This window comes from Franconibacter daqui (genome assembly GCF_014644275.1).
GTDB lineage: Bacteria > Pseudomonadota > Gammaproteobacteria > Enterobacterales > Enterobacteriaceae > Franconibacter > Franconibacter pulveris.
In genome coordinates this window covers 212,682-236,641 of record NZ_BMKJ01000002.1, presented here as the reverse complement: position 1 = coordinate 236,641, position 23,960 = coordinate 212,682, and the positions used below count along the sequence as shown (strand labels likewise).

Genomic DNA, 23,960 nt, shown 5'->3' with positions numbered 1-23,960 from the left:
TGAGAAAGTTATGATTATCGATAAAGAATACGCACTTGTGGATGCAACAGCAAGACTTAACACTGACCTGAGGGATTATGAACATGAAATAAACAACGCCGCCATTATAACATTTGGCAATGACCTCATTGAGGTAATCGTATATCAGTTCAGCTTTATCATCAGCATCAGGGCAGAGGGTGAAAAAATAAAGCACGGCCTTCTTGTTAACTTCGGTAAAAATATAGCAAGACAGGTTTCATCACTTTGTGCATCCGCAATGCGAGTCTACCCGAATGAAAAACACAAACCGAGCCGTCAGCTTTTCCATTGCATAAATTAGTTTGTGCAAAGACTGTACTACCGATACGCTTTAAATTAAAATAGGCCAGCTAATATAACATATGAGGTTTATGATGGCTGGCCAGTATGAAAAAGCAATAACGATAAAACAAGCGATAGATTCGATTAATTTACGCCACTATCTTCTGCCTGCAATTCAGAGGAAGTTCGTCTGGAGCAGCAGCCAAATATGTTTGCTGTTTGATTCCATCATGCGAGACTATCCGATAAACTCTTTCATGATGTGGGATATCCGTAGTGCCAGTATTAAAAACGATTACAAATTCTATGAATTTCTGAAAGAATACTGTCAGCGATTTAATGAAGAAAATCCCTGCGTAGCAACAAATGCTGGATTTCATGATTTCAAGGCTGTGATTGATGGTCAGCAACGTCTCACATCATTATATATTGGATTGTGTGGAACGTATGCGTATAAACAGCCCCGGGTGTGGTGGCCCTCGGCACAGGATGATCGCATCCTGCCGCCAAGAAAGCTTTACGTCGATTTAACAGCGCCACTTAATTCAGACGATGAGCTCATGATGAAGTATAACTTCAGGTTCCTGACCGACAAGCAATACACTGATTCACTTACAGACAACAAACATCACTGGTTCTGCCTGCACGAAATATTCAAATACGAGCAGTATGATTCCCCTGATGATATTTTATTTAACGTTGTCGTACCAGAACTTGAAAAAAGAGATCTCATTTTCAGTGATTTTTCCAGAAAAACTCTGCTGAGACTTTATACAAAAATAAGAACTGAAAATCTTATCCACTACTTCAATGAGAGCAGTCAGGACATTGATCATGTGCTGGATGTTTTCATCCGCACGAACAGCGGGGGGACAAAACTTGAGTTCTCTGACTTACTGATGTCAATAGCGGTAGCGCACTGGCAGGGTGATTTCAGAAGAGAACTGGATGAACTGACAAAAAATATTTATCAGAATAATGAAATGGGTTTTTATATTGAAAGAGACTGGTTCTTAAAAACCAGCCTGATGCTTATTGACTCTGACGTCCGGTTCAAAGTAAAAAACTTCACTTCAGAGGAGGTCGGTAAGATACAACAACAATGGTCTGAAATAAAATCCTGTATCAAGGAGACCTTTATTCTTATCAGGCGATTCGGCATCAATCCACAGTCTATGATATCTAAAAATGCAGTCATTCCTGTGGTCTACTGGCTTTACAAAAAGCAAACCAGTGGACATGCATTATATACAACGATTAATCTCCTGAATAAAAACCACAATGAGCGCTCAGTAATTAGCCAGTGGTTTTACATGGTACTTCTGAAAGGGATCTTTGGAAGCCAGGCCGATGCGCTACTCACGAGCATCAGAGATGTAATGAAAAATAGTCTTTCAGATATTCATTTTCCTCTTGAGAAGATTATTGACAGATATAAAGGCTCGAATAAAGACCTCAGATTTGACGATGAATACATCGAAAGCCTTCTCAATATCAGATATGGCGAAGGTCGTTGCCGTGCACTATTGCATCTTCTGTTCCCTGAAATGAATCCAACCGAGGTGTTTCATATTGATCACCTTCACCCAAGAAATCATTTTTCAAAGAAATATCTTGAAAAACTAGATTATATTGCGAATTCACCTGAGAAGCTCAGCTTTTATGAAAATCCGGAATACTGGGACACCATACCGAATCTTCATTTACTGAATCACTCTCAGAATATAAGTAAACAGGATACTTCCCTGAAACAATGGCTATCTCAGCCATCAAACAACTATTCGCCATCAATGCTGTTAGTTTCAGATGACAATATTGAGTTCAGTCGCTTCCCGGAATTCTACAATGAGCGAAGAAACGCCCTGAAGCAAAGACTGCTGAATCGGGTATTTCTTACATCAAAAATAGATTCATCACCATCCACAATGGATACGGATGAAGAAATTCTCACCGACTGAACGTTCAGCCCCGATAGTATTGGGGCTTCAGTATTTATCGTCAGCACAACGTTTCTACTGGCCTGACTGAAAGAGCGCTGCTTACACAATCGGACAAACTGTAGTGGTCAACAAAGCCTGTCATCCATATGAAATTGCGATAAAATCGGGCCAATAACAGTACTTAAGAATCATACAACAGGATACAAGATGACAAGCCTTCAGCAGCGTGCAGAGCTACACCGTCAAATCTGGGCCATTGCCAATGATGTCAGGGGCTCAGTAGATGGATGGGATTTTAAACAGTATGTACTCGGTGCCCTTTTCTACCGCTTCATCAGTGAGAATTTTTCCAGCTACATGGAAGCAGGGGATGAGAGCATACATTATGCAGCACTTGATGACAGCATCATTACCGATGACATCAAAGATGATGCCATCAGGACTAAAGGCTATTTCATCTACCCGAGCCAGCTGTTCTGCAACGTTGCAGCTAAAGCTAACACCAACGACAGGCTGAATGCTGATTTAAACAGTATCTTCGTCGCTATTGAAAGCTCTGCCTACGGCTATCCGTCTGAGGCCGACATCAAAGGTCTCTTTGCCGATTTCGATACGACCAGCAATCGACTGGGTAACACAGTTAAAGACAAAAACAGCCGTCTTGCCGCGGTTCTGAAAGGCGTTGAAGGGCTTAACCTGGGGAATTTTAACGAGCACCAGATTGACCTATTCGGCGATGCCTATGAGTTCCTGATTTCTAACTATGCGGCGAATGCTGGTAAGTCAGGCGGCGAGTTCTTTACACCGCAGCACGTCTCTAAGCTGATTGCACAACTGGCAATGCACGGTCAGACCCACGTTAACAAAATCTACGACCCGGCAGCGGGTTCCGGTTCGCTGTTGTTGCAGGCTAAAAAACAGTTTGATGACCATATCATCGAAGAAGGTTTTTTTGGTCAGGAAATCAACCATACGACCTATAACCTGGCGCGTATGAACATGTTCCTGCACAACATCAACTACGACAAATTTGATATCAGACTGGGGAATACCCTGACTGAGCCTCACTTTGGCGATGAAAAACCGTTTGATGCTATTGTCTCTAACCCACCGTACTCGGTTAAGTGGATTGGTAGTGATGACCCGACCCTGATTAACGATGAGCGTTTTGCTCCTGCTGGCGTACTGGCCCCGAAATCAAAAGCTGACTTTGCGTTTGTCCTACATGCGCTGAACTATCTGTCTGCTAAAGGGCGTGCAGCAATAGTTTGCTTCCCCGGTATTTTTTACCGTGGCGGTGCAGAGCAGAAAATCCGACAGTACCTGGTTGACAATAACTATGTCGAAACCGTGATTTCACTGGCACCGAACCTGTTCTTTGGCACCACTATTGCCGTCAATATTCTGGTGTTGTCTAAACATAAAACCGATACCAAAGTTCAGTTTATTGACGCCAGTGAACTATTCAAAAAAGAGACCAACAACAATATCCTGACCGATGCCCATATCGAACAAATTATGCAGGTATTTGCCAGCAAGGAAGATGTTGCTCATCTGGCGAAATCTGTTGCGTTTGAGACTGTTGTCGCGAATGACTATAACCTGTCGGTGAGCAGCTATGTGGAAGCGAAAGATACTCGCGAAATTATCGATATCGCTGAGTTGAATGCAGAGCTGAAAACCACGGTCAGCAAAATCGACCAGTTGCGCAAAGATATTGATGCGATTGTGGCTGAAATTGAAGGCTGCGAGGTGCAGAAATGAGCGAGATGAGTTATCTGGAAAAATTGCTGGATGGGGCTGAGGTTGAATGGAAACCTTTGAGGGAAGTTTGTGATTTTAAAAATGGATTTGCATTTAAAAGCAACTTATTTAAAGAAACTGGATTACCGATAGTTAGAATCACAAATATAGATGGTTTTAACGTGAATCTTGATGAAGTGAAATACTTTTCACCAAATGATTACAAGGAAGATATATCCTCCTTTGAGGTGTCAATGGGGGATATAGTAATTGCAATGTCAGGTGCCACCACAGGTAAGGTAGGTTTCTATAAAAACGAAACAAGATGTTATCTCAACCAACGAGTTGGTAAATTCGTACCTAAACGTAACCTTTTAAACAATAAGTATTTATACCATTTTCTGTTATTGAATACTGAGGCCATCTATATCCTTGCTGGGGGCGGAGCACAGCCGAATCTCAGCTCAAACGCATTGATGTCAAAATTACTTATTCCCATACCTAGCTCTTCCAACCCAGAAAAGTCTCTTGCCATCCAGTCTGAAATCGTCCGGATTCTGGATAAATTTACTGCACTTACCGCTGAGCTTACCGCTGAGCTTAACATGCGTAAAAAACAGTACAACTACTATCGTGATAAATTGCTGAGTTTTGAAGAGGGTGGGGTTGAGTGGAAGACATTGGGTGAGATTGTGAAGATGCGTGCAGGGCAGCATATTTCGGCGAGAAATATAGTAGATGGGAAAGAAGGAGATTTTGTATATCCTTGTTTTGGCGGAAACGGTATTCGTGGTTACGTTAAAGAAAAAAGTCATGATGGGGAACATCTATTAATAGGGCGACAAGGTGCTCTGTGTGGCAATGTCCAAAGAATGAAAGGTCAGTTCTACGCTACAGAACATGCAGTTGTAGTCTCAGCCATGCAGGGGATTGATATTGACTGGGCATTTCATATGTTAACAACAATGAATCTAAATCAATATGCGTCGAAATCTGCACAGCCGGGTCTTGCTGTGGGGAAATTGCAGGAATTGAAATTATTAGTGCCTTCCATAGAGCGTCAGAAATATATTGCTAAAATGCTGGACAAATTTGACACATTGACGGGTTCAATCACAGAAGGCCTCCCGCGCGAAATCGAGCTGCGCCAGAAACAGTACGAGTATTATCGTGACTTGCTGTTCAGCTTCCCGAAAACAGAAACCGCCAGCAACTGACAGACCATTGATACCGGTAGGGTATGTTTTCCCCTGCCAGTGTCAGGCCTTACGAATTCCGGAAGATGCTTCTGATACCCTTCCGGACTTTGCCAGATGACGCACAGGATGCACCATGACACAACAAACACACACCATTGCTGAATCCAATAACTTTATCGTCCTTGATAAGTACACTAAAGCGCAGGAAACTGGTGAGAGTTACCAGAGCGAATCGGATCTTGAGCGGGAACTGATTCAGGACCTTCTTAATCAGGGCTATGAGTTTATATCCGTTAAATCACCGACTGCGATGCTGGCGAATGTGCGGGACCAGCTTCAGCGTCTTAATGGTGTGGAGTTTAACGAAAGTGAATGGCGGCGTTTCGCAGAGCAGTATCTCGACAGCCCCAGTGACAGTAGCCTGGACAAAACCCGTAAAATCCATATCGACTATATCTGTGATTTCACGTTTGATGACGGTCGTCTGGAAAACATCTATCTGGTAGATAAAAAGAACCTGCTGCGCAATAAGGTGCAGGTCATTCAGCAGTTTGAACAGACCGGCTCACACGCTAACCGTTATGACGTCACAATTCTGGTCAACGGCCTGCCGCTGGTGCAAATCGAACTCAAAAAGCGCGGCGTGGCTATTCGTGAAGCCTTTAACCAGATACACCGTTACAGCAAGGAAAGCTTTAACAGCGATAACTCCCTGTTTAAATACCTGCAACTCTTCGTGATTTCCAACGGGACTGATACCCGGTACTTTGCCAGTACCACTAAGCGGGATAAAAACAGCTTTGATTTCACCATGAACTGGGCGAAGTCGGATAACACTCTGATTAAGGACCTGAAGGACTTTACCGCCACCTTCTTCCAGAAGCATACCCTGCTGAATGTTCTTTTTAATTACAGCGTGTTTGACAGCAGCCAGACTCTGCTCGTCATGCGCCCCTATCAGATTGCCGCCACTGAGCGAATCCTCTGGAAAATTAACAGCTCATTTAAAGCGAAGAACTGGTCAAAACCAGAAAGCGGCGGATTTATCTGGCATACCACAGGTAGTGGTAAAACACTGACCAGTTTTAAGGCCGCACGTCTGGCTACGGAGCTGGACTTTATTGATAAAGTCTTCTTTGTGGTCGACAGGAAAGACCTCGATTACCAGACCATGAAGGAGTATCAGCGCTTCTCTCCGGACAGTGTCAATGGTTCGGATAATACAGCAGGCCTCAGAAGAAACCTGGATAAGAACGATAACAAAATCATCGTCACAACCATTCAGAAACTCAATAACCTGATGAAAGCCGAAGCTGAACTGCCCGTCTATCAGCAGCAGGTGGTGTTTATCTTTGATGAGTGTCACCGCAGCCAGTTTGGTGAGGCCCAGAAAAACCTCAAAAAGAAATTCAGACGCTTTTATCAGTTTGGTTTTACCGGTACGCCTATTTTCCCGGAAAATGCACTGGGGGCAGAAACCACCGCCAGCGTCTTCGGGCGTGAATTACATTCTTACGTAATTACTGATGCGATTCGTGATGAAAAAGTACTGAAGTTTAAGGTGGACTATAACGATGTCCGCCCACAGTTTAAGTCCCTTGAAACGGAAACAGACGAGAAAAAACTCAGCGCGGCTGAAAACCAGCAGGCCTTTCTGCACCCACTGCGTATCCAGGAAATAACGCAATACATTCTCAATAACTTCCGCCAGAAAACGCATCGTACCTTCCCGGGAGCAAAAGGCTTCAATGCCATGTTAGCAGTGAGCAGCGTGGACGCGGCAAAAGCTTATTACACGACATTTAAAATGCTACAGGAAGAAGCTGAGAAGAAATCTGGCAGCTATAAACGTCTTCGGGTTGCAACCATCTTCTCCTTTGCTGCAAATGAAGAGCAAAGCGCCATTGGTGATATTACTGACGAAAGCTTTGATACCAGTGCAATGAACAGCAGCGCGAAGGAATTCCTGGATTCAGCCATTGATGACTATAACAACCACTTTAAAACCAATTTCAGCACCGACAGTAACGGTTTCCAGAACTACTACCGCGATTTAGCTCAGCGAGTGAAAAATCAGGATATTGACCTTCTCATCGTGGTGGGAATGTTCTTAACCGGCTTTGATGCCCCGACGCTGAACACTCTGTTTGTTGACAAAAACCTGCGTTATCACGGCCTGATGCAGGCATTTTCCCGCACCAACCGTATCTATGATGCAACCAAAACCTTCGGCAATATCGTGACGTTCAGGGACCTGGAGCGTCCGACCATTGATGCCATCACACTTTTTGGCGACAAAAACACCAAGAATGTGGTACTGGAAAAAAGCTACGAAGAGTACATGCAGGGCTTTACCGATGCGGCAACCGGCGAGGCTAAACGAGGTTTTATGGCTGTTGTTTCGGAGCTGGAGCAGCGCTTCCCTGACCCTGCCAGTATCGACAGTGAAAAAGAGAAAAAAGCCTTCGTCAAACTGTTTGGTGAATATCTGCGGGCAGAAAACATCCTGCAAAACTATGATGAATTTGCCACGCTGAAAGCCCTGCAGAAGGTTGATATTGGTGACCCGGAAGCGGTAGAAACCTTTAAAGCAGAGCACTATGTGGATGATGAAAAATTTGCTGAATTACAAACCATTCGTCTCCCGGCAGAACGTAAAGTTCAGGACTATCGCTCAGCATACAATGATATCCGGGACTGGCAGCGACGCGAAAAAGCAGCAAACGACAGGGATAAATCAACCACAGACTGGGATGACGTGGTGTTTGAAATTGACCTGCTTAAGTCGCAGGAGATTAACCTGGATTACATCCTTGGTCTGATTTTCGACCACAATCGTCAGAAAAAAGGTAAAGAAGCCCTGACTGAAGAGGTCAGACGCTTAATCCGGTCAAGTCTGGGCAACCGTGCCAAAGAAGGTCTGATTGTTGACTTTATTCAGCAAACTAACCTTGATGACATGCCGGACAAGGCCAGTATCATTGATGCATTCTTTACCTATGCTCAGCGTGAACAGCAGCGGGAAGCGGAAGCGTTGATTAAGGAAGAAAACCTCAATGAAGAGGCTGCAAGGCGTTACATCCGCACATCACTCAAACGGGAGTATGCTACCGAAAATGGCACTGAGCTAAATGAGACGCTACCAAAGCTCAGTCCGCTGAATCCTCAGTACAAAACGAAAAAGCAGACAGTATTCCAAAAAATTGGTGCCTTTATAGATAAATTCAAAGGGGTAGGCGGAAACATCTAGCATGGGCTAATTTGAGATAGTGATATGAAAAAACCAACTTATAATAAAAGTGATCGACTGCCAGTACGCAAAAATAATCCCCATACGCCTGAAGCAAGGGAGCGGGTGATTGATGGGCTGCGAGCCTCTGCTACAGCTGATTTCGTTTTTATTGTTCGTTGGTTAACTACTGGAAAATCTAACGGTGAACCAATACCACTGGCAAGATGCGACAATCTTCGTAACATCATCAGCAATCTTGAGACGCTAAAAGCCGGTATCCAACCCGACTGGCGTAAAGCGCTTACATTGATGTCTCAAGAAGTACATTCAAGGCACAAGGTTACTAATACAGCAAAACCGCCATCAAAAATCGCATTTGGGGTAATCAGCAATTTGAATGAAATTAGCCAGAAAATTGCATCAGGGAAAGCCACGCATGACATGCCTGCCAGACTCAATTACATGCTACAGCTTACTACGAGTCTGGAAGGCGGCGACGAACTGGCCGATAGTATCAGAGAAGTTACAAAAAGTGCCGAAATGGCTTTACGTGGTTATTCCAAATCACCGCAGAAACAGAAAATATTAAAACACATCCAGCTCCCAAAAGTACTACGTGACGATAAAGCTTTCCGGGATGAATGTGCACATCTGGCAGGTATCAGCGATATTATTATCGTAGCAAATTGTCTCATTGCTATGTCAGCACGGCTAGGGGTTTCTCCTGTCAACCTTGCGAACAGAGCCGCAGCCTTAAAAAATGTTATCAAGCCGGAGATACTCCCCGAACTTCTGGATTTGCTTCAGCAGGATGTTGATATAACTGCCTTAGTCCCCCCTCCAAAGGTCAAAGATGATAATAGTCGCAGCGATGGCGGAAAACTTGTAGGACTAACGGGAATAGTTGAAGGAGGCGCATCTATTGGCGTTGAAGCTCAGCGGATTATCACAGCAGAACTGAAGAAACACATCCCCCTCACTGCTGTTCAACGAATTGCTCTCGATACTGCGCGTACGAGCCTTGCACTGGAATGTGACGCATTCAACGTTATCGAAGAAATCAAACGCATCTCAGCTAACTTAAACTTGAGGCCTCTGGCTGTTGCTACCTATGTGGCTCATAAATCACCGGGAATCAGGTCAGATATTGCTGGGGATGTAATTACCTTGCTTGCTCAGGATGAGGTTCTTTCATCTAATGCAACATAGGTATCAGACCTCCGAAGCTACACTTTAATAAGCCATCCGTACTCAATGGTAGTTATCTGGTAGCTTCGAAACGTCTCATTTGAACCTCATTTAGGGCTTATAGCCCCCAACTGCAACATTTTTCTTAAGGTAAACCAGTAAAAGGCTGTAAGTTCTAATAGATCGTTTGGTCTTTTTTTAAGGGATTGAAAATCCCCGTGTCCTTGGTTCGATTCCGAGTCCGGGCACCACTTATTCAGAGAACCCAGCCTATGGCTGGGTTTTTGCTTTTGGGGGTTCCGGACTCTTCATCGAACGATGTTCGATTGTTCGCCACCTCCCTGTGGCTCACCCCTGCGGGGCCAGCGCGGTTCGCGCTGTGCAAAAACGCTCCCGGCGTTTTTGTCCGAGTCCGGGCACCACTTATTCAGAAAACCCAGCCTATGGCTGGGTTTTTGCTTTTGGGGGTGATACGTTACCGGGCGTTACAGTTTCGCTGCGCTCACTCTTGCATCCAGCTTGAACTTTGTCTTTGGCGATTCCCTATCCTTTAGTGGCTATGTGCCATTCCTTTACTTAATAAAAGCCCATTTCGTGCAAGAAACCTACGTTTGACATTCCAATATGTTGTTCGCTACTCCCTTGCTAATGCCGGGTTGAGAATGTGAATAAAACGTGGAGGAAAAACAGTGGAAAGCTTGGGTAAATGCGCAGAGATATTAGCTGGGACGTGGATAAGGGTTGTAGCCACAAGGCAGTCTCTGATGAGTAGATATTTATTCACCACCGAAGAGATTAATCTTGCGGGCGGAGAACTGAACGGAATTGGTCTCACCGGTTCCATCGGATAGGGGCGCGTCTTGCGACGTCCCCGCCCGGCCCACCATTGAGGTGTAGCCGAGCGAACGACACAAAAAAAGACGCTAAGCGTCATGTGTCGCCAGTGAAGTTTGGCAGGAGGCTAATCCCGGCGCCTGATTTTGCAGGCGCGGGTGAACGATACAACGAGAGGTTATGCGCTTCAAGAACTTAAGCGCCTGCGTTTACCGCTTCCTGGACAGTTGCCGCGCCTTTCATCGTGATATGGAATTCAGTTCGCAAAATATGTTTCACGCATCCGTTTTCCACTGAAGCATAACGAGGGATTTAAAATCCTTTGGGGTTAACGCGGTTAACCCACTGGCCGCTGCGATTCTTGCTTAATCCAGACCAAAACGGCGCAGGCTGAATCTCACTCTGCGCCGTTTTTATTATGTTAATTCTTTCCTGTTGCAGGCAGAAAAAATCAGCCAGATCAACACGCAATTAATAAAAATGGCTATTAGCATCAGTATTAATGTATACGCGTCATACCATTGATTCTCCATTACCATGCCATATCTGTCTTCATACCATAAAAATAATGCTTCATCCGGCATAACATAACAAAGCAGGCTATAAATAACAGACAGCGATAAAAGCTCAAGCAGCCAAATAAAAACATAGTGAATGGGCTTCATTAATACACCTGTATAGTGCCAAAAGCTTTAAGTTGCGCGGTTACCATTATTGATGGTGTTTTCAACAGCGCGTTTAGCAAAATGTCATATTCAGCATGGCTGGTTAAGGTAATGCAACCGTTACTGATCCCGGACTGGCCTGCAGGATGTAGCCGAAAGTGTCCCCTTTCCACACCTTCAATAAATGCGAAGTCATCTATTGCGCTGTCTTCCCGGTATAAGGCAAACCACAGATCACGATCTGAGCCGCTTTCCAGGCCGTGGATCATATCCTGCCAGCGCGTGCGGAAGCCGCCGCGCGGGCGCGTAACGATGTAATAATTTCCCGGTGGAATAGGGCCTTTTTTCGGGATTGCTATCGAGTCGGGATTATTACGGTGCGGGCCAGCGTTACCGGAATAGGCGGAAAAGAAACCCACGCCTGGGCAACTTAATGTTGATAACTGTCCACCATTCAGATGAAAAGTACAGCGGATCATCTTTCATTCCACGCATCAGTAAACTGGACATTGCCGTCACAATACTTCCAGGTAATCCGCTCATAACGCAGCGATACATTTTCCAAATGATTATGCTTTTCAGTGGCCGGGTTTTTTATATCCAGCATGCAGGGGCAACAACTGACAACCTTAACTTTCTCAAGCAACATATTAAAATATTCAACTTCCTGCCCTGCATCGTTGATGCGGTACCATTTTATTTCAGCCATTTTAAGCGTCTGGCCCGTCGCTATCGCTTTGTAAAGATAGGGGCTGGAGGAATCAAATTCTTTCTGAAAACTCAGTGCACAATGCTGACGCGTTCCCGTAATCCTTCCTGTTGCGGTATCAGTAGGCAGATGCAGCCCGTGCCCAAATGATAGTATTTCAATGCTTCCTTCTCGGTCTTTTATATCAACAGAGCCTTTAATATCTGCACCGCCATCATCTTTAAGCCATAAGTACGCCGGGATAGCCATTTCCATTGTTCCTTTATTAGTTGGAAAAAATACTGCTAACTAATAAACCCCGTGGCAGATAATAATACCAGGCAAAAAATGCCATAGATTGCACGAATAACTTCTTGAAATATATACTATAAAATCATAGACAAGATAATCGCTAATCCTTAAGTCATTAAATAACGCTTATTTCTGCAAGCCCAATACCCCCGTGATACAGAGTTAATGAATCAAATAACTTAACTCCCAACCCCGCAGGCCCTTTTCATTTCCGGAACCAACCTCCTGAACGAAAATAAACGCGTGGTTTGAAATGGCTGTGGCGATAAAACGTTTATTGGTTCGCACATATATTTCCACAGCCTACAAACGTTCCCGCCCCTTCACCGGCAAACCGGCGCTTTCGCCAGCAAACCAGGCCAGAGCGCCGTCCAGTCGGAGCCGTGCGCCATGCCCGGCATCACTTCAACCTGCGCGCAGCGCGCTCCTGTCGCCTGCTGAAAACGCGCCGCGACAGCGGGCGGCACCGTGCGGTCATCCGCGCCGCTGAAATGGATTTGCGGCAGGCCCGCCAGTTCTGGCGCGACGTCTGCCGCGCTTTGCGCATCCGGCATGGCGGAAACACGGTGCAGTGCATTCACGTACGCGACATCAAGGTTCCCCGCCACCGTACGCAGCGAAACCACATCCGTCCGCCGCGCCGCAAGCAGCGCGGCAATGTTGCCGCCGCCTGAATACCCCACCAGCTCTACTTTCACCTGCGGATAGCGTTGTATTACCTGGCTTAATACCTCGTTCATCGCCTGAATAACGTTTGATGAGAAGCGCTTATCTGTCCAGAGATGGACATTGCAGGCGGCGGGCAACGGCGGCCCGATAAACTGACACGGTCGCGCAAGGTAAAGGATGTTAGCGGATTGATCCGCCGCGGCTAACGCGAGGCCAACGGGATTGTGCGGCGTTGGGTCATCTGAAGGACGCGTACGGCTCACCCAGGCGAATCCGTCCCCTTCCACATAAACCCGCAAAAGCGTAACCGGCGGCGTAATGCGATGCCAGGTGCGAAAATATATTCCGTTCGCAGAAAAATTTTCACTGGTAAGACCACTTTGTTTCGCCAATATATCGGCGCTTTCACGCGGATTTTTGCTGACACATCCCGTTAACAAAAAAGTCATACTAATCAATATTACACACGTAAAGGTCAGGGCTTTTTTTGTCTTTTTCATTCGCTCTTCACACTTTTATTTAAGTGAAACTCTAAAGTTCCGCGCGGCCTGAGCCGGAAATAATTTAGCTTCGCTGATTGTTTTCTTTGCAAGCAGATGTATATTTCGAAACGAAATGTAATCAGATAAATCTGAACGTAACATATAACGGCTCTTTTCGTTAACCCCAAGCGCGACATCGCACGGTACATCATGAAGAAATCACGGTTTAGCCAGCAAGGAACCTTGCTGGTAGCGTTAACCTCTGCGCAAGGACTGCTGGCACCCTATGCCTTCGCGGTTACAAGCGATTACATCATTTACGCTCCGCAGGCGGAGATTCCTATTTCGAGTTCCTTTAACCTGGTGCATATTACCCAGCAGGGATCTGCAACTAGCAGCGGCGGCACGGCGCTTGACATCGCGCAGGGTGTTACCCTCACCACTTTCGATAACGATGGTTCGATTACAACAGAAAATGGCGATATCAACACCACAGCGCTTTTCGGTTTAAATAACCAAGGCACTATCGTTACGCTTGATAATGCAGGCAGTATTAAAATAACCGGCAACAACGTTAACTCTTCGAGCAACGCAATTAACCTTACCAGCACCAGTAACGTTGGTACGCTAATCAATAGTGGAACTATTTCTGGCCCGGAGTCGATTTATTATGACAGCAACACTGGTTACACTCAGGGTGGCGGCATTGCTAACAGCGGTACGCTGGGCACACTGAAGAACGAATTAACCGGTATTATTTCAGGCAGGACCGGTGTAAATAATAGCGGAAATATCGATCGTCTGGAAAATGCTGGCAAGATTAGCTCGAATAATAACAACATCAATGGAAATTATTGCTGTAACTCTTCTGCGGTTATTTATAACTCTGGCACTATCAATACGCTGCATAACACTGGCATTATCACTAACGCCACTGAAAACTCCTATGTTTATAGCGATTCAGGCATTTACAACACCTATCCCGGTGTTATCAATACGCTGACGAACGATGGGAAGATCTCCGATGCCTACTACGGCATTTATAACATAGGGCAGATTGGCACCTTAACAAACAATGGTGAAATCAAAGGCGGCAGATACGGTATTTTATATGATAACTATCTGAATGGTAACTCGATTATCTCCAGCCAGAACATTATTAATAACGGGACGATCAGCGGCTATTACGGTGTTAGTGTCTATGACAGCAACAGCGCCAATACCACTACGCTTGTGAATAACGGCACGATCTCTGGCACCCGTTACGCTGTTAATATGTCAGGCAACTATGGTTCCAGCGTTATAATAAACAATACCGGCGTGATTAAAGGCGACATTCGCTCTCGCAACGGCGCTACGCTGGAATTTATTAATGATTCAGATAAACAGAGCGTGCTGACAGGCAACGGTCAGGTGATTAACCTTGCCAGCGTTGGTGACGAAAATACGGCGTCCGGCACTGAGAGCGTGGGTAATATTACCAGCGCTGGAGATGTTATCTTCCGTTCCGGCTCTGTCCTGCTTAATGACAATATCGGCTTTCAGGAGCTGATCGTCAGCAGCCTCAGCGCTGACAGCATTACGCCGCTTGAGAGCGGCAGCATCAACACCAACGGCACCGTGATTAACGACGCCGCCAGACTGCAGGTTAATAACCCGCTGACCATCACCGGCAACTACCAGCAGAACGCAGCGGCATCGCTGATTCTGGGCGTTAACGATACTGCGGTTGCGAAAGGCGATAAAGCGGCGGATACCGGCTATGGTCGTCTGACGGTTACCGGCTCGGCTAACGTGGACGCGGGCTCTACCGTATCGCTTGCCCGTACCGGCAACACCTACCAGTTTGCCGCAGGTCAGCGTTATGTGGTGATTGATGCCAACAGCACGGGCACCAACTACAACGCCGATAAACTTAATTACAGCGCCGCAGGCTACAACGGCCAGGTGACCGGCTCAACCTATGTTGATGACACCTACAGCGCGCTGGTTGTTACGCTGACAGCAGCGCCGACGCCGCCGGTAGTTGAAACGCCGCCTGTGGTCGGAACGCCGCCAGTAGTCGAAACGCCGCCTGTGGTCGGAACGCCGCCAGTCGTCGAAACGCCGCCAACCGCGCCGACCACGCCGGTGACCAAACCGGGCCGTGCGACCATCCGGAACGCCACCGCGTCGCTGGGCGGCCTGAGCGGCTACTCCGGCATCTCCCCGCAGTTGCTTGAACTGTACAACGCCTCGCTGGCGATTGAAGGCAAAAAAGAAGCCAACCGCGTGGGCGAACGTCTGTCAACCGGCCAGAACATCAGCGCCAGCACGGCAAGCGGCGTGGCGACCTCAACGGCGATGTCCGTGGTCGGCACCCACCTGGATACCCTGCGCAACCCGCAGACCGCAGGTCTGAGCGGCGTGGCGACGGGCGACGCGTACAACGACTGGATAGTCTGGGCTCGTCCTTACGGCGGCTATGCCCGTCAGGACAGCAGCGACGACGTGAGCGGTTACAGCGCGAAATTCGGCGGCTTGCTGTTTGGCGCTGACCGCGCGGTCACTGACAACTGGCGTGTAGGTGCGGCCCTGAACTACAGCAACACCTCCGTACACGGCAAAGATAACCTGAATGGCAACACCTCCACCGCCGATAACTATGGAGTGATTGGTTACGCGGGCTATTCCGGCGAGCCGTGGTTTGTGAACCTGTCGGCGGCGCTGACCCGTCAGAACTATGAGTCTGTCCGTCGCGCCGATTTCACCGGCTTCTCCGGCGCGGCGCACGGCAAGTTCGACGGTCAGTCCGTCACGCTGCAAAGCGAATTCGGCTACCCGTTCACGCTGCCTGCTGACGTTGTCATCACGCCGCTGGCAAGCCTGGCTTACGGCTATCAGCACGTGGATGACTATAAAGAGAGCGGCGGCAACGGCATGGCGCTTAACGTTGGCGCCTCACACTCGCAGTCGGTTATCAGCGATCTTGGCGCGCGTGTAGAGAAAACCTTCGACACCGCGCTTGGCAACCTGACGCCGTTCGCACAGCTTTCCTGGATCCACCAGTACGACAACCGCCGTATGAGCAACACCGCCTCTTACGCCGCCGACACCCTGGGTGAAACGCAATTCACCACCAAAGGCGCGTCTCCGGTTGAGGATATGGCGGGGCTGTCGGTGGGCAGCGCGCTGTATAACGTCAGCGACCTGAGCATTGACGCCCGTTACGACCTGCAGGCGGGCGAGCGTTACCAGGCGCACACCTTCAGCCTGCGCCTGAACAAATCGTTCTAAGCGCTAACGCAGATAAACCAACGGGGCCGCGTACGGCCCCGTTTTTTATTTCTAAGCGGCTTAACCCGAAACGATATTCAGTAAATCCACTCGTCTCGCGTACGGCTAACGTCTTCTCCCTGCGTAACGCTCTCTCACCAGACGCCCCGGGGTTCGTTCGCGCTCAACGCCTGTTTAATCATGAGCCCGAGCAGTAGTGCATCTAAAATTAACACGATCAATTTCGTTCCATCGACGCATAGCAAGCCGTCAGGAGGACTTTTCTGCGCTTCATCCACATTGTTTTTTCACGCATTTCAACTAAACAGTACTTTTACCTGAGTGAAGGATCGCTGATGAAAACCCGTCCGCTCTATTTTTCCGCAGGCGTTGCGCTACTGGCGCTGCTGCTTATCATTACCGGCATCGCCACCGCCCGTAAGCTTACCTGGCTGATGGAAGTGCTGCCGGTGTTTATCGTCGCGCCCATCCTCTGGGCGACGGCAAAGCGCTACCCGCTCACGCCCCTGCTCTATGCGTTTATCTTTGTCGGCTGCGCCTCGCTCATCGTCGGCGGCATGTACTCCTACGCCCGGGTGCCCGCCGGCTTTCATATACAGGCGTGGCTGGGGCTTGAACGCAACCCTTACGACAGAATCGGCCATGTATTGCAGGGGCTGGTGGTGTCGCTGGCGGCGCGGGAGGTGCTGGTACGCGGCAACCGCGTGCGCGGGGGCAAAATGCTGGCCTTTATCGTCTGTTGCATAACGCTCGCCATCGGCGCCTTTTACGAGCTGATTGAGTGGTGGGTAGCGCTGGCGCTGGGTCAGGACGCGGATGACTTCCTCGGCACCCAGGGCGACGAGTGGGATACGCAGGCGGATATGCTCTGCGCGCTGCTGGGCGCCATGTTCACCCTCTTTGCGCTGCGCCGCTGGCATGACAGGCAGATTGAAAAAGCGATGAAACGCACCCGTCAATGAAACGGGCTGAAAAGAGGCTGAGATGGTCAAAATGACTTTCAGCAGTGTCAAAAAGACAAATAAATTAACAGTCAAAAAGACAATTCAAGAACCTGTTAATCCATTAATTTACAGCTAAATCAATAATATGAAAACCTGGCACGTCTCTTGTAATAGTCACCGCAACATTGACCTTCTGCGGAGAAACACAAATGACTATTCACGTTAAAAACAATATCTACTGGGTTGGGCAGCGCGACTGGGAAGTACGCGATTTTCACGGCACCGAATATAAGACGCTCAAGGGCAGCAGCTATAACAGCTACCTTATTCGCGAAGAGAAAAACGTATTAATCGACACCGTCGACCATAAGTTCAGCCGCGATTTTGTGCAGAACCTGCGTGCGGAAATCGACCTTGCCGATATCGACTGCATCGTTATTAACCACGCCGAAGAGGACCATGCAGGCGCGCTCTCTGAGCTGATGAACTGCATCCCGGATACGCCCATCTATTGCACCGCCAACGGCATCGACTCCATCAACGGCCACCACCATCACCCGGAATGGAACTTCAACGTGGTGAAAACCGGCGACACGCTGGATATCGGCAACGGCAAACAGCTTATATTCGTTGAAACTCCGATGCTGCACTGGCCAGACAGCATGATGACCTACCTCACCGGCGACGCGGTGCTCTTCAGCAACGACGCCTTCGGCCAGCACTACTGCGACGAGCACCTGTTTAATGACGAAGTGGATCAGGCGGAACTGTTCGAGCAGTGCCAGCGCTACTACGCCAACATCCTCACCCCCTTCAGCCGCCTGGTGACGCCGAAAATCACCGAAATTCTCGGCTTTAACCTGCCGGTGGATATGATTGCCACCTCCCACGGCGTGGTGTGGCGCGACAACCCGACGCAAATCGTCGAGCTCTACCTGAAATGGGCGGCGGACTATCAGGAAGACCGCATCACGATTTTCTACGACACCATGTCCAACAACACCCGCATGATGGCGGACGCCATCGCCCAGGGCATCGCGGAAGTGGACCCGCGCGTGGCGGTGAAAATCTTCAACGTCGCCCGCAGCGATAAAAACGAGATCCTCACGCACGTTTTCCGCTCCAAAGGCGTGCTGGTCGGCACCTCCACCATGAACAACGTGATGATGCCGAAAATCGCAGGCCTGGTGGAGGAGATGACCGGCCTGCGCTTTCGCAACAAGCGCGCCAGCGCCTTCGGCTCGCATGGCTGGAGCGGCGGCGCGGTGGACCGTCTCTCCACGCGCCTGCAGGACGCCGGTTTCGAGATGTCGCTGAGCCTGAAAGCTAAATGGCGTCCGGACCTTAACGCGCTGGAAGCGTGCCGCGAGCATGGGCGGAAAATCGCCCGCGAGTGGGCGCTCTCGCCGCTGCCGACAAAAGCGCGGCCCGTTACGACTGACGCTCCGCCGCTTCAGGCTGCCGCCCCGCAAGCCGCCGCCCCGCAGGCGGAAAGCGCCGACACCGGCGGCTGCATGCAGTGCAGCGTCTGCCAGTGGATCTACGACCCGGAAAAAGGCGAACCGATGCAGAACGTCGCGCCCGGCACACCGTGGAGCGAGGTGCCGGAGAGCTTCCTCTGCCCGGAATGCTCGCTGGGCAAAGAGGTGTTTGAAGCGCTGGCGGTGGAGGCGGTATGAGCGACGGCATTGTGATTATCGGCTCGGGCTTCGCCGCCCGTCAGCTGGTGAAAAACCTGCGCAAACAAGACCCGAAGGTGACGATAACGCTTATCGCCGCCGACAGCATGGACGAGTACAACAAGCCGGACCTGAGCCATGTCATCAGCCAGCAGCAGCGGGCGGATGACTTAACCCGCCAGCGCGCCGGGGAGTTTGCTGAGCAATATCAGCTGCGCCTTTTCCCCGCTACCTGGGTGACGGAAATTGACCCGCAGGCCCGCATCGTGAAAAGCCAGACGCAAAGCTGGCGCTACGACCAGCTGGTGCTGGCGACCGGCGCCAGCGCCATTACGCCGCCGGTAGAAGGGCGCGAGCTGATGCTGACCCTCAACAGCCAGCAGGAATATCAGGCGTGCGAATCACAACTGCGGGACGCGCAGCGGGTGCTGATGCTGGGCGGCGGACTGATTGGCAGCGAGCTGGCGATGGATTTCAAGCGCGCCGGGAAACAGGTGACGGTAGTGGACAACGCCGCCTCCCTGCTCGCCTCGCTGATGCCGCCGGAAGTGAGCGCTCGCTTACAATACAAATTAACGCAGATGGGCGTGGAGCTGGCGCTGAACCAGCAGCTTACGGCCTTACGCCCGGGCGAAAGCGGTCTCCAGGCGACGCTCGCCAGCGGCCGCACGCTGGAAGTGGACGCCGCCATCTCCGCCATCGGCCTGCGCCCGAATATTGACCTCGCCCGCCGGGCAGGGCTGGCGGTGAACCGCGGCATTGTGGTCAACAGCCAGTTGCAGACCAGCGACCCGCACATCTACGCGCTGGGCGACTGCGCGGAAATCAACGGTCAGCTGCTGCCGTTTCTGCAACCCATTCAGCTAAGCGCCATGACGGCGGCGAAAAATCTCACAGGCGGCGGTCAGCCCCTCACCCTGCCGGCGATGCTGGTGAAAGTAAAAACGCCGGAATTGCCGCTGCACCTGGCGGGCGATACGCGAAGCGCGGATCTCGCCTGGCATATCGCCCTCGGCGGCGAGGGCATGGTGGCGAAAGGCATTGACGGCGAGGGCAGGCTCAGGGCCTTCGTGGTGAGCGAAGCGTGCATGCCGCAGGCCTTCGCCCTGCTCAGAGAGCTGAAACCGTAAAAACCTCGCTGCGTCGAAAGGCGCAGCACAGCTTGCCCTGCGGCTTCATGCAGGGCCTTTCCCGAGGAGAAAATTATGGCACACCAAATTCCCTTCCACTTTCGTCACACCCGTTCCACCCCGTTCTGGAACAAAGAGACGGTGCCGCAGGCGCTGCTTACCCACCACAACACCAAAAAAGGGGTTTACGGCCGTCTTTCGGTGATGGCAGGCGCGGTGAAATACATCGGTTTTCACCACCAGCATGACGAAACGCCGGAAATCGAAGTGGTTATCGAAGCCGGACATTTCGGCATCAGCCCGCCGCAGTACTGGCACCGCATCGAGCTGCTGACAGATGAGACGTACTTCAACATCGACTTCTTCGCCGACCCGGCGCACGCGCTGGAAGGCGAAGGCATCGGCCAGGTGGTGAATACGCACCGGCGCTAAGCGCGTCGGAGAACGTTATCCTTTTACTTTCACCGCGATCGTCGCCACCGACTCGCGCAGCTTCATCTCCACCTGATACGTTTGCCATGAGACAGGCAAATCTGTCTCACGTATGCGCCTGAAAAGCAGCTCGGCGGCATGCACGCCCATGTGGTGAATCGGCTGCGCGACGGTGGAAATGCGCGGGGTGGTGAGCGTCAGCCAGTCGAGTTCGTCGAAGGCGAAGAAAGAGAGCTTTTGCGGCACGGCGATGCCGCGCTCGCGCACCGCGCGCCAGGCGCCCTGGGTCATGACGTTATCCACCGCGAAAACCGCCGTGGGCGCGGCGTCGTCCAGCACCGCCAGCGTCTCTTCAAATGCGCGCTGGGCGCAGTATTTGCCGGTGCGGCGGATTAAGGTTTTCTCCACCGCCACGCCCGCTTCGTGGTGCGCCAGCAGGTAGCCGAGCAGGCGCGCGCCGCTGGAGTTAAGCCGGTCGGCGTTGATCGTCGCAAACTTCTCCGGCTCCAGCGCCAGTTGCGTATCGTAGTCCGAGCTTAGCTCGGTGATGATGGCGATGCGGCGATGGCCGCAGCTTAGCAGGTAGCGCGTGGCTTCGCGGCTGGCGTGCACGTTATCGATAAGCACCGCGTCGGCGGCGAGCGTCGGCAGCTTACGGTCGAGCAGCACCACCGGAATGCCCTGGGCGATGGCCTGGTCGAGGTGGCGGCAATTGTTGATGTCGGCAGGCGAGACGATAAGCCCGTCCACCTGTTTCTCCAGCAGAATGCGCACCGCCTCCTGCTCGCGCGGCACGTCTTCGTCGCTGCTGGTGATAAGCACGCCGAACTCGTGGCGACGGGCAATATCGCTGATGCCGCGCAGCGCCTCGGCGAAAAAGGGGTTGCTGATGTCCGCGCCCACAACGCCGATAGTCTGGCTTTTGCCGGTGATCATCGCCCGCGCCACCTGGTTTGCCACATAGCCCAGCTCTTCGGCGGCGCGCATGATTTTTTCACGCAGCTCCTCACTGACGTAGCCGTAACCTCCCAGCGCCCGGCCCGCCGCCGCGGTGGAAACTCCCGCCTTGCGCGCCACGTCTTTCACGGTGATTCGGTTATTTTTCTTGTTCATAAGACGTCTTGTCTGCTCCGCTTTTCTGTTCCCGGAGGTTATCGATTTCCGGCGAAATCATAAGAAAAAGATCATTGACAATTTTTTAACACCGGCGAATTATTCACCGTGTGATAACGTTCTCTCATTTTAGGATAATCCACCCGCTGCTGTAAATCGCGGGTTTATTTTGCAGACGGACTGATAACGTTATCACACCCATAACAACCGAGACGGACAGGTAAACCAACATGACGCAAAACACCACAGCTTCACTGCCGCTGCGCCCGCTGGAAGCGGACTTCATCCCGACGCTTGAGAAAGTGCTGGCGCAGAAAAACGCCATCGCCGGCATCGCCGAGGCGGTCGCCTCCCGCCCGCTGAAAGATATCTATTTTGTCGGCTGCGGCGGCTCATTCTCTTCTTCTGTGCATGCCCACGCCCTGCTCTGCCGCCACAGTAAAACGCTTCAGGCGTGGAACCTGAACGCGGCGGAGTTTATGGCGCTGCCGCCTGCTCGTCTGGGGGCGTCGTCGCTGGTGATCCTCTCCTCGCACTCCGGCGCCACGCCGGAAACGGCGCAGGCGGCGGACTTTGCGAAATCTTACGGCGCGTATGTGGTTTCGCTAAGCCAGGAGCTGAACACGCCGCTCGCCAATACCGCCGACACCGCGCTGGTTTACCACAGCCCGCGCACCGTGACGCCAGGCAAACAGCTTCTGCTGCTGCAACTGGTGATTGAACTGCTGGAGCGCGTGGATAACGTGGACGTCAGCGCCTGGCGCGCCGCCCTGCCCGCGCTGCCTGCGGCGCTGCAGCAGTACCTCGATAAACAAGAAGCCGTCGGCGACGCCATTGCGAAATCCATCGCGAAGGGCGGCGATATTTACGTTACCGCCGCTGGCGCGAACTACGGCGCGGCCTACACGCTTTCCTACTGCTACCTGATGGAGATGCAGTGGCGCAACGCCACCCCGGTGCTGGCGGGGGATTTCTGCCACGGCCCGTTTGAGATGATTTTGCCGGGTGCGCATCTGGTGGTGTTCCACGCCGATGACGACAGCCGCGCCATGACGCAGCGCGCCATCGACTTCGCCCGCCGCTACACCGAAAACGTCCATGTGTTTGACGCCGCTGGCTTTACCCTGCCGGGCGCGGCGCCAGAAGTGAAAGCGCGCTTCGCCGCTATCGCGCTGGGCCTGATGGGCACGCGTCTTGCAGATCACCTGGAGCATCACACCGGCCACTCTCTCGACGACCGCCGTTACATGTACAAAGTGGAATATTGATAGCTATGCGAATTTGTGGAGTGGGTGACAACGTGATTGACCGCTACCTGCACTGCGACCTGATGTTCGCGGGCGGCAATGCGCTCAACTTCGCGGTTTTTGGCCGCCAGGCCGGGGCGCAGGCCGCCTACCTCGGCATCACCGGCAACGATATTCCGGCGGGCGTGATTCGCCACGCGCTTTGCGCTGAAGGGGTGGACATCAGCCGCGTGCGGATCAACGAAAGCTTTAACGCGCTTTCGCAAATCGATATCGACGCCGAAGGCAACCGCTTTTTCGTCGGCTCCGTGCCGCCGCCTTACCAGCTGCGGCTGAGCGAGGCGGACCTGGCGTGGCTTGCGGGCTTCGACCTGCTGCACACCAGCGATTACAGCGGGCTGGAAGCGCAGCTTCCCCAGCTTGCCGCCTGCGCGCCGCTCTCGTTCGACTTCGGCTCGCGCGACGACGCCTGGGCCGAGCCGCTGCTTCGCTGGGTGCAGGTCGCCACCTTTTCGCGCAGCGGCAGCACGCCGCAGGCGATTGAAACGCTGATTGCCAACGCGCACGCGGCGGGCGTCGCCACCGTGCTGGTCACGCAGGGCGCGGACGGCGCGATTATCAGCCACCGGGGCGAACGCCACCGCCAGCCCGCGCTGCCGACGCAGATTGTCGACAGCCTCGGCGCGGGGGATGCGTTTATCGCCACGCTGCTGGTGAAGCTTGGCCAGGGGGCGACGCTTGCCGACGCCGCGCACGATGCGGCTCTCGCCTCGGCGCGGGTTTGCGAACGCCTCGGCGCATTCGGCAGCGGCGTGCCGCTAACGCCGTTGCCGCCGGAGGCAAAACAACAACCGTAGTCGCAATGCCATAACGCGCCGCCGCAG

The 23,960-nt window shown here is 51.3% G+C and carries 18 protein-coding genes; 13 read left to right on the top strand and 5 right to left on the bottom strand.

What is annotated here, in order from left to right:
* Nucleotides 1-10: 10 nt before the first annotated feature.
* From IEX01_RS10435 to IEX01_RS10410, 6 genes are all read left to right on the top strand, one after another.
* Entirely contained in the window at nt 11-322 is a 312-nt protein-coding gene (locus IEX01_RS10435) for a hypothetical protein (protein ID WP_000582609.1), read from the top strand.
* 70 nt (nt 323-392) lie between these two features.
* A complete protein-coding gene (locus IEX01_RS10430) occupies nt 393-2,261 on the top strand; it encodes a DUF262 domain-containing protein (RefSeq protein ID WP_229701838.1) in 1,869 nt (622 codons plus the stop codon).
* Between the two features lie 189 nt (nt 2,262-2,450).
* Nucleotides 2,451-4,007, top strand: coding sequence for a type I restriction-modification system subunit M (locus IEX01_RS10425; RefSeq protein ID WP_105535848.1), 1,557 nt, complete (start codon nt 2,451-2,453; stop codon nt 4,005-4,007).
* Nucleotides 4,004-5,203, top strand: coding sequence for a restriction endonuclease subunit S (locus IEX01_RS10420; protein WP_188723804.1), 1,200 nt, complete (start codon nt 4,004-4,006; stop codon nt 5,201-5,203). Before IEX01_RS10425 ends, IEX01_RS10420 begins: the two co-directional genes overlap by 4 nt.
* Nucleotides 5,204-5,318: 115 nt before the next feature.
* Nucleotides 5,319-8,435, top strand: coding sequence for an HsdR family type I site-specific deoxyribonuclease (locus IEX01_RS10415; protein ID WP_105535846.1), 3,117 nt, complete (start codon nt 5,319-5,321; stop codon nt 8,433-8,435).
* A gap of 24 nt (nt 8,436-8,459) precedes the next feature.
* Entirely contained in the window at nt 8,460-9,626 is a 1,167-nt protein-coding gene (locus tag IEX01_RS10410) for a hypothetical protein (RefSeq protein ID WP_105535845.1), read from the top strand.
* 1,229 nt (nt 9,627-10,855) lie between these two features.
* On the opposite strand, the gene IEX01_RS10405 is transcribed toward IEX01_RS10410, so the two are convergent.
* From IEX01_RS10405 to IEX01_RS10390, 4 genes are all read right to left on the bottom strand, one after another.
* Nucleotides 10,856-11,104, bottom strand: a complete 249-nt coding sequence (locus IEX01_RS10405) for a hypothetical protein (protein WP_048887969.1) — start codon at nt 11,102-11,104, stop codon at nt 10,856-10,858.
* On the bottom strand, nt 11,104-11,583 hold the full coding sequence (locus tag IEX01_RS10400; RefSeq protein ID WP_024559986.1) for a DUF2778 domain-containing protein: 480 nt from the start codon (nt 11,581-11,583) through the stop codon (nt 11,104-11,106). Before IEX01_RS10400 ends, IEX01_RS10405 begins: the two co-directional genes overlap by 1 nt.
* Nucleotides 11,580-12,062 (bottom strand): Hcp family type VI secretion system effector, encoded by a 483-nt coding sequence (locus tag IEX01_RS10395; protein ID WP_029590420.1) that lies wholly within the window; start codon nt 12,060-12,062, stop codon nt 11,580-11,582. Before IEX01_RS10395 ends, IEX01_RS10400 begins: the two co-directional genes overlap by 4 nt.
* 365 nt (nt 12,063-12,427) lie before the next feature.
* Complete coding sequence (locus IEX01_RS10390) at nt 12,428-13,273, bottom strand: alpha/beta fold hydrolase (protein ID WP_188723803.1); 846 nt, start codon at nt 13,271-13,273, stop codon at nt 12,428-12,430.
* 192 nt (nt 13,274-13,465) lie between these two features.
* Here IEX01_RS10390 and IEX01_RS10385 point away from each other — a divergent pair, with 192 nt between their 5' ends.
* The 5 genes from IEX01_RS10385 (at nt 13,466) to IEX01_RS10365 (ending at nt 20,716) form a co-directional block, all read left to right on the top strand.
* Nucleotides 13,466-16,531 carry an autotransporter family protein gene (locus tag IEX01_RS10385; RefSeq protein WP_188723802.1) on the top strand — a complete coding sequence of 1,022 codons (3,066 nt, stop codon included), beginning with the start codon at nt 13,466-13,468 and terminating at the stop codon, nt 16,529-16,531.
* A 335-nt stretch (nt 16,532-16,866) separates the two neighbouring features.
* Nucleotides 16,867-17,493: a DUF2238 domain-containing protein gene (locus IEX01_RS10380; RefSeq protein WP_028019979.1), complete on the top strand. Its 627-nt coding sequence runs from the start codon at nt 16,867-16,869 to the stop codon at nt 17,491-17,493.
* A 191-nt stretch (nt 17,494-17,684) separates the two neighbouring features.
* Nucleotides 17,685-19,154, top strand: a complete 1,470-nt coding sequence (gene norV / locus IEX01_RS10375) for an anaerobic nitric oxide reductase flavorubredoxin (protein WP_188723801.1) — start codon at nt 17,685-17,687, stop codon at nt 19,152-19,154.
* A complete protein-coding gene (gene norW, locus IEX01_RS10370; protein ID WP_188723800.1) occupies nt 19,151-20,284 on the top strand; it encodes an NADH:flavorubredoxin reductase NorW in 1,134 nt (377 codons plus the stop codon). The genes norV and norW overlap by 4 nt, the downstream gene beginning before the upstream one ends.
* Before the next feature lie 75 nt (nt 20,285-20,359).
* The gene (locus IEX01_RS10365; RefSeq protein ID WP_024559993.1) at nt 20,360-20,716 is read left to right on the top strand and encodes a TehB family protein; all 357 of its coding nucleotides are present in this window, start codon (nt 20,360-20,362) and stop codon (nt 20,714-20,716) included.
* A 15-nt stretch (nt 20,717-20,731) separates the two neighbouring features.
* On the opposite strand, the gene IEX01_RS10360 is transcribed toward IEX01_RS10365, so the two are convergent.
* Complete coding sequence (locus IEX01_RS10360; RefSeq protein WP_024559994.1) at nt 20,732-21,829, bottom strand: LacI family DNA-binding transcriptional regulator; 1,098 nt, start codon at nt 21,827-21,829, stop codon at nt 20,732-20,734.
* 230 nt (nt 21,830-22,059) lie between these two features.
* Here IEX01_RS10360 and IEX01_RS10355 point away from each other — a divergent pair, with 230 nt between their 5' ends.
* A complete protein-coding gene (locus IEX01_RS10355) occupies nt 22,060-23,097 on the top strand; it encodes an SIS domain-containing protein (protein WP_024559995.1) in 1,038 nt (345 codons plus the stop codon).
* Between the two features lie 5 nt (nt 23,098-23,102).
* Nucleotides 23,103-23,933, top strand: a complete 831-nt coding sequence (locus IEX01_RS10350) for a PfkB family carbohydrate kinase (protein WP_024559996.1) — start codon at nt 23,103-23,105, stop codon at nt 23,931-23,933.
* Nucleotides 23,934-23,960: the final 27 nt, after the last annotated feature.

What these genes read in the sequence shown, in the direction of transcription:
- IEX01_RS10380 (WP_028019979.1), top strand. Translation starts at nt 16,867, where the DNA reads ATGAAAACCCGTCCGCTCTATTTTTCCGCAGGCGTTGCGCTACTGGCG.
- IEX01_RS10420 (WP_188723804.1), top strand. Translation starts at nt 4,004, where the DNA reads ATGAGCGAGATGAGTTATCTGGAAAAATTGCTGGATGGGGCTGAGGTT.
- IEX01_RS10435 (WP_000582609.1), top strand. Translation starts at nt 11, where the DNA reads ATGATTATCGATAAAGAATACGCACTTGTGGATGCAACAGCAAGACTT.
- IEX01_RS10405 (WP_048887969.1), bottom strand. Translation starts at nt 11,104, where the DNA reads ATGAAGCCCATTCACTATGTTTTTATTTGGCTGCTTGAGCTTTTATCG.
- IEX01_RS10400 (WP_024559986.1), bottom strand. Translation starts at nt 11,583, where the DNA reads ATGATCCGCTGTACTTTTCATCTGAATGGTGGACAGTTATCAACATTA.
- norV (WP_188723801.1), top strand. Translation starts at nt 17,685, where the DNA reads ATGACTATTCACGTTAAAAACAATATCTACTGGGTTGGGCAGCGCGAC.
- IEX01_RS10385 (WP_188723802.1), top strand. Translation starts at nt 13,466, where the DNA reads ATGAAGAAATCACGGTTTAGCCAGCAAGGAACCTTGCTGGTAGCGTTA.
- IEX01_RS10415 (WP_105535846.1), top strand. Translation starts at nt 5,319, where the DNA reads ATGACACAACAAACACACACCATTGCTGAATCCAATAACTTTATCGTC.
- IEX01_RS10355 (WP_024559995.1), top strand. Translation starts at nt 22,060, where the DNA reads ATGACGCAAAACACCACAGCTTCACTGCCGCTGCGCCCGCTGGAAGCG.
- IEX01_RS10410 (WP_105535845.1), top strand. Translation starts at nt 8,460, where the DNA reads ATGAAAAAACCAACTTATAATAAAAGTGATCGACTGCCAGTACGCAAA.
- IEX01_RS10350 (WP_024559996.1), top strand. Translation starts at nt 23,103, where the DNA reads ATGCGAATTTGTGGAGTGGGTGACAACGTGATTGACCGCTACCTGCAC.
- IEX01_RS10430 (WP_229701838.1), top strand. Translation starts at nt 393, where the DNA reads ATGATGGCTGGCCAGTATGAAAAAGCAATAACGATAAAACAAGCGATA.
- IEX01_RS10395 (WP_029590420.1), bottom strand. Translation starts at nt 12,062, where the DNA reads ATGGCTATCCCGGCGTACTTATGGCTTAAAGATGATGGCGGTGCAGAT.
- IEX01_RS10425 (WP_105535848.1), top strand. Translation starts at nt 2,451, where the DNA reads ATGACAAGCCTTCAGCAGCGTGCAGAGCTACACCGTCAAATCTGGGCC.
- norW (WP_188723800.1), top strand. Translation starts at nt 19,151, where the DNA reads ATGAGCGACGGCATTGTGATTATCGGCTCGGGCTTCGCCGCCCGTCAG.
- IEX01_RS10365 (WP_024559993.1), top strand. Translation starts at nt 20,360, where the DNA reads ATGGCACACCAAATTCCCTTCCACTTTCGTCACACCCGTTCCACCCCG.
- IEX01_RS10390 (WP_188723803.1), bottom strand. Translation starts at nt 13,273, where the DNA reads ATGAAAAAGACAAAAAAAGCCCTGACCTTTACGTGTGTAATATTGATT.
- IEX01_RS10360 (WP_024559994.1), bottom strand. Translation starts at nt 21,829, where the DNA reads ATGAACAAGAAAAATAACCGAATCACCGTGAAAGACGTGGCGCGCAAG.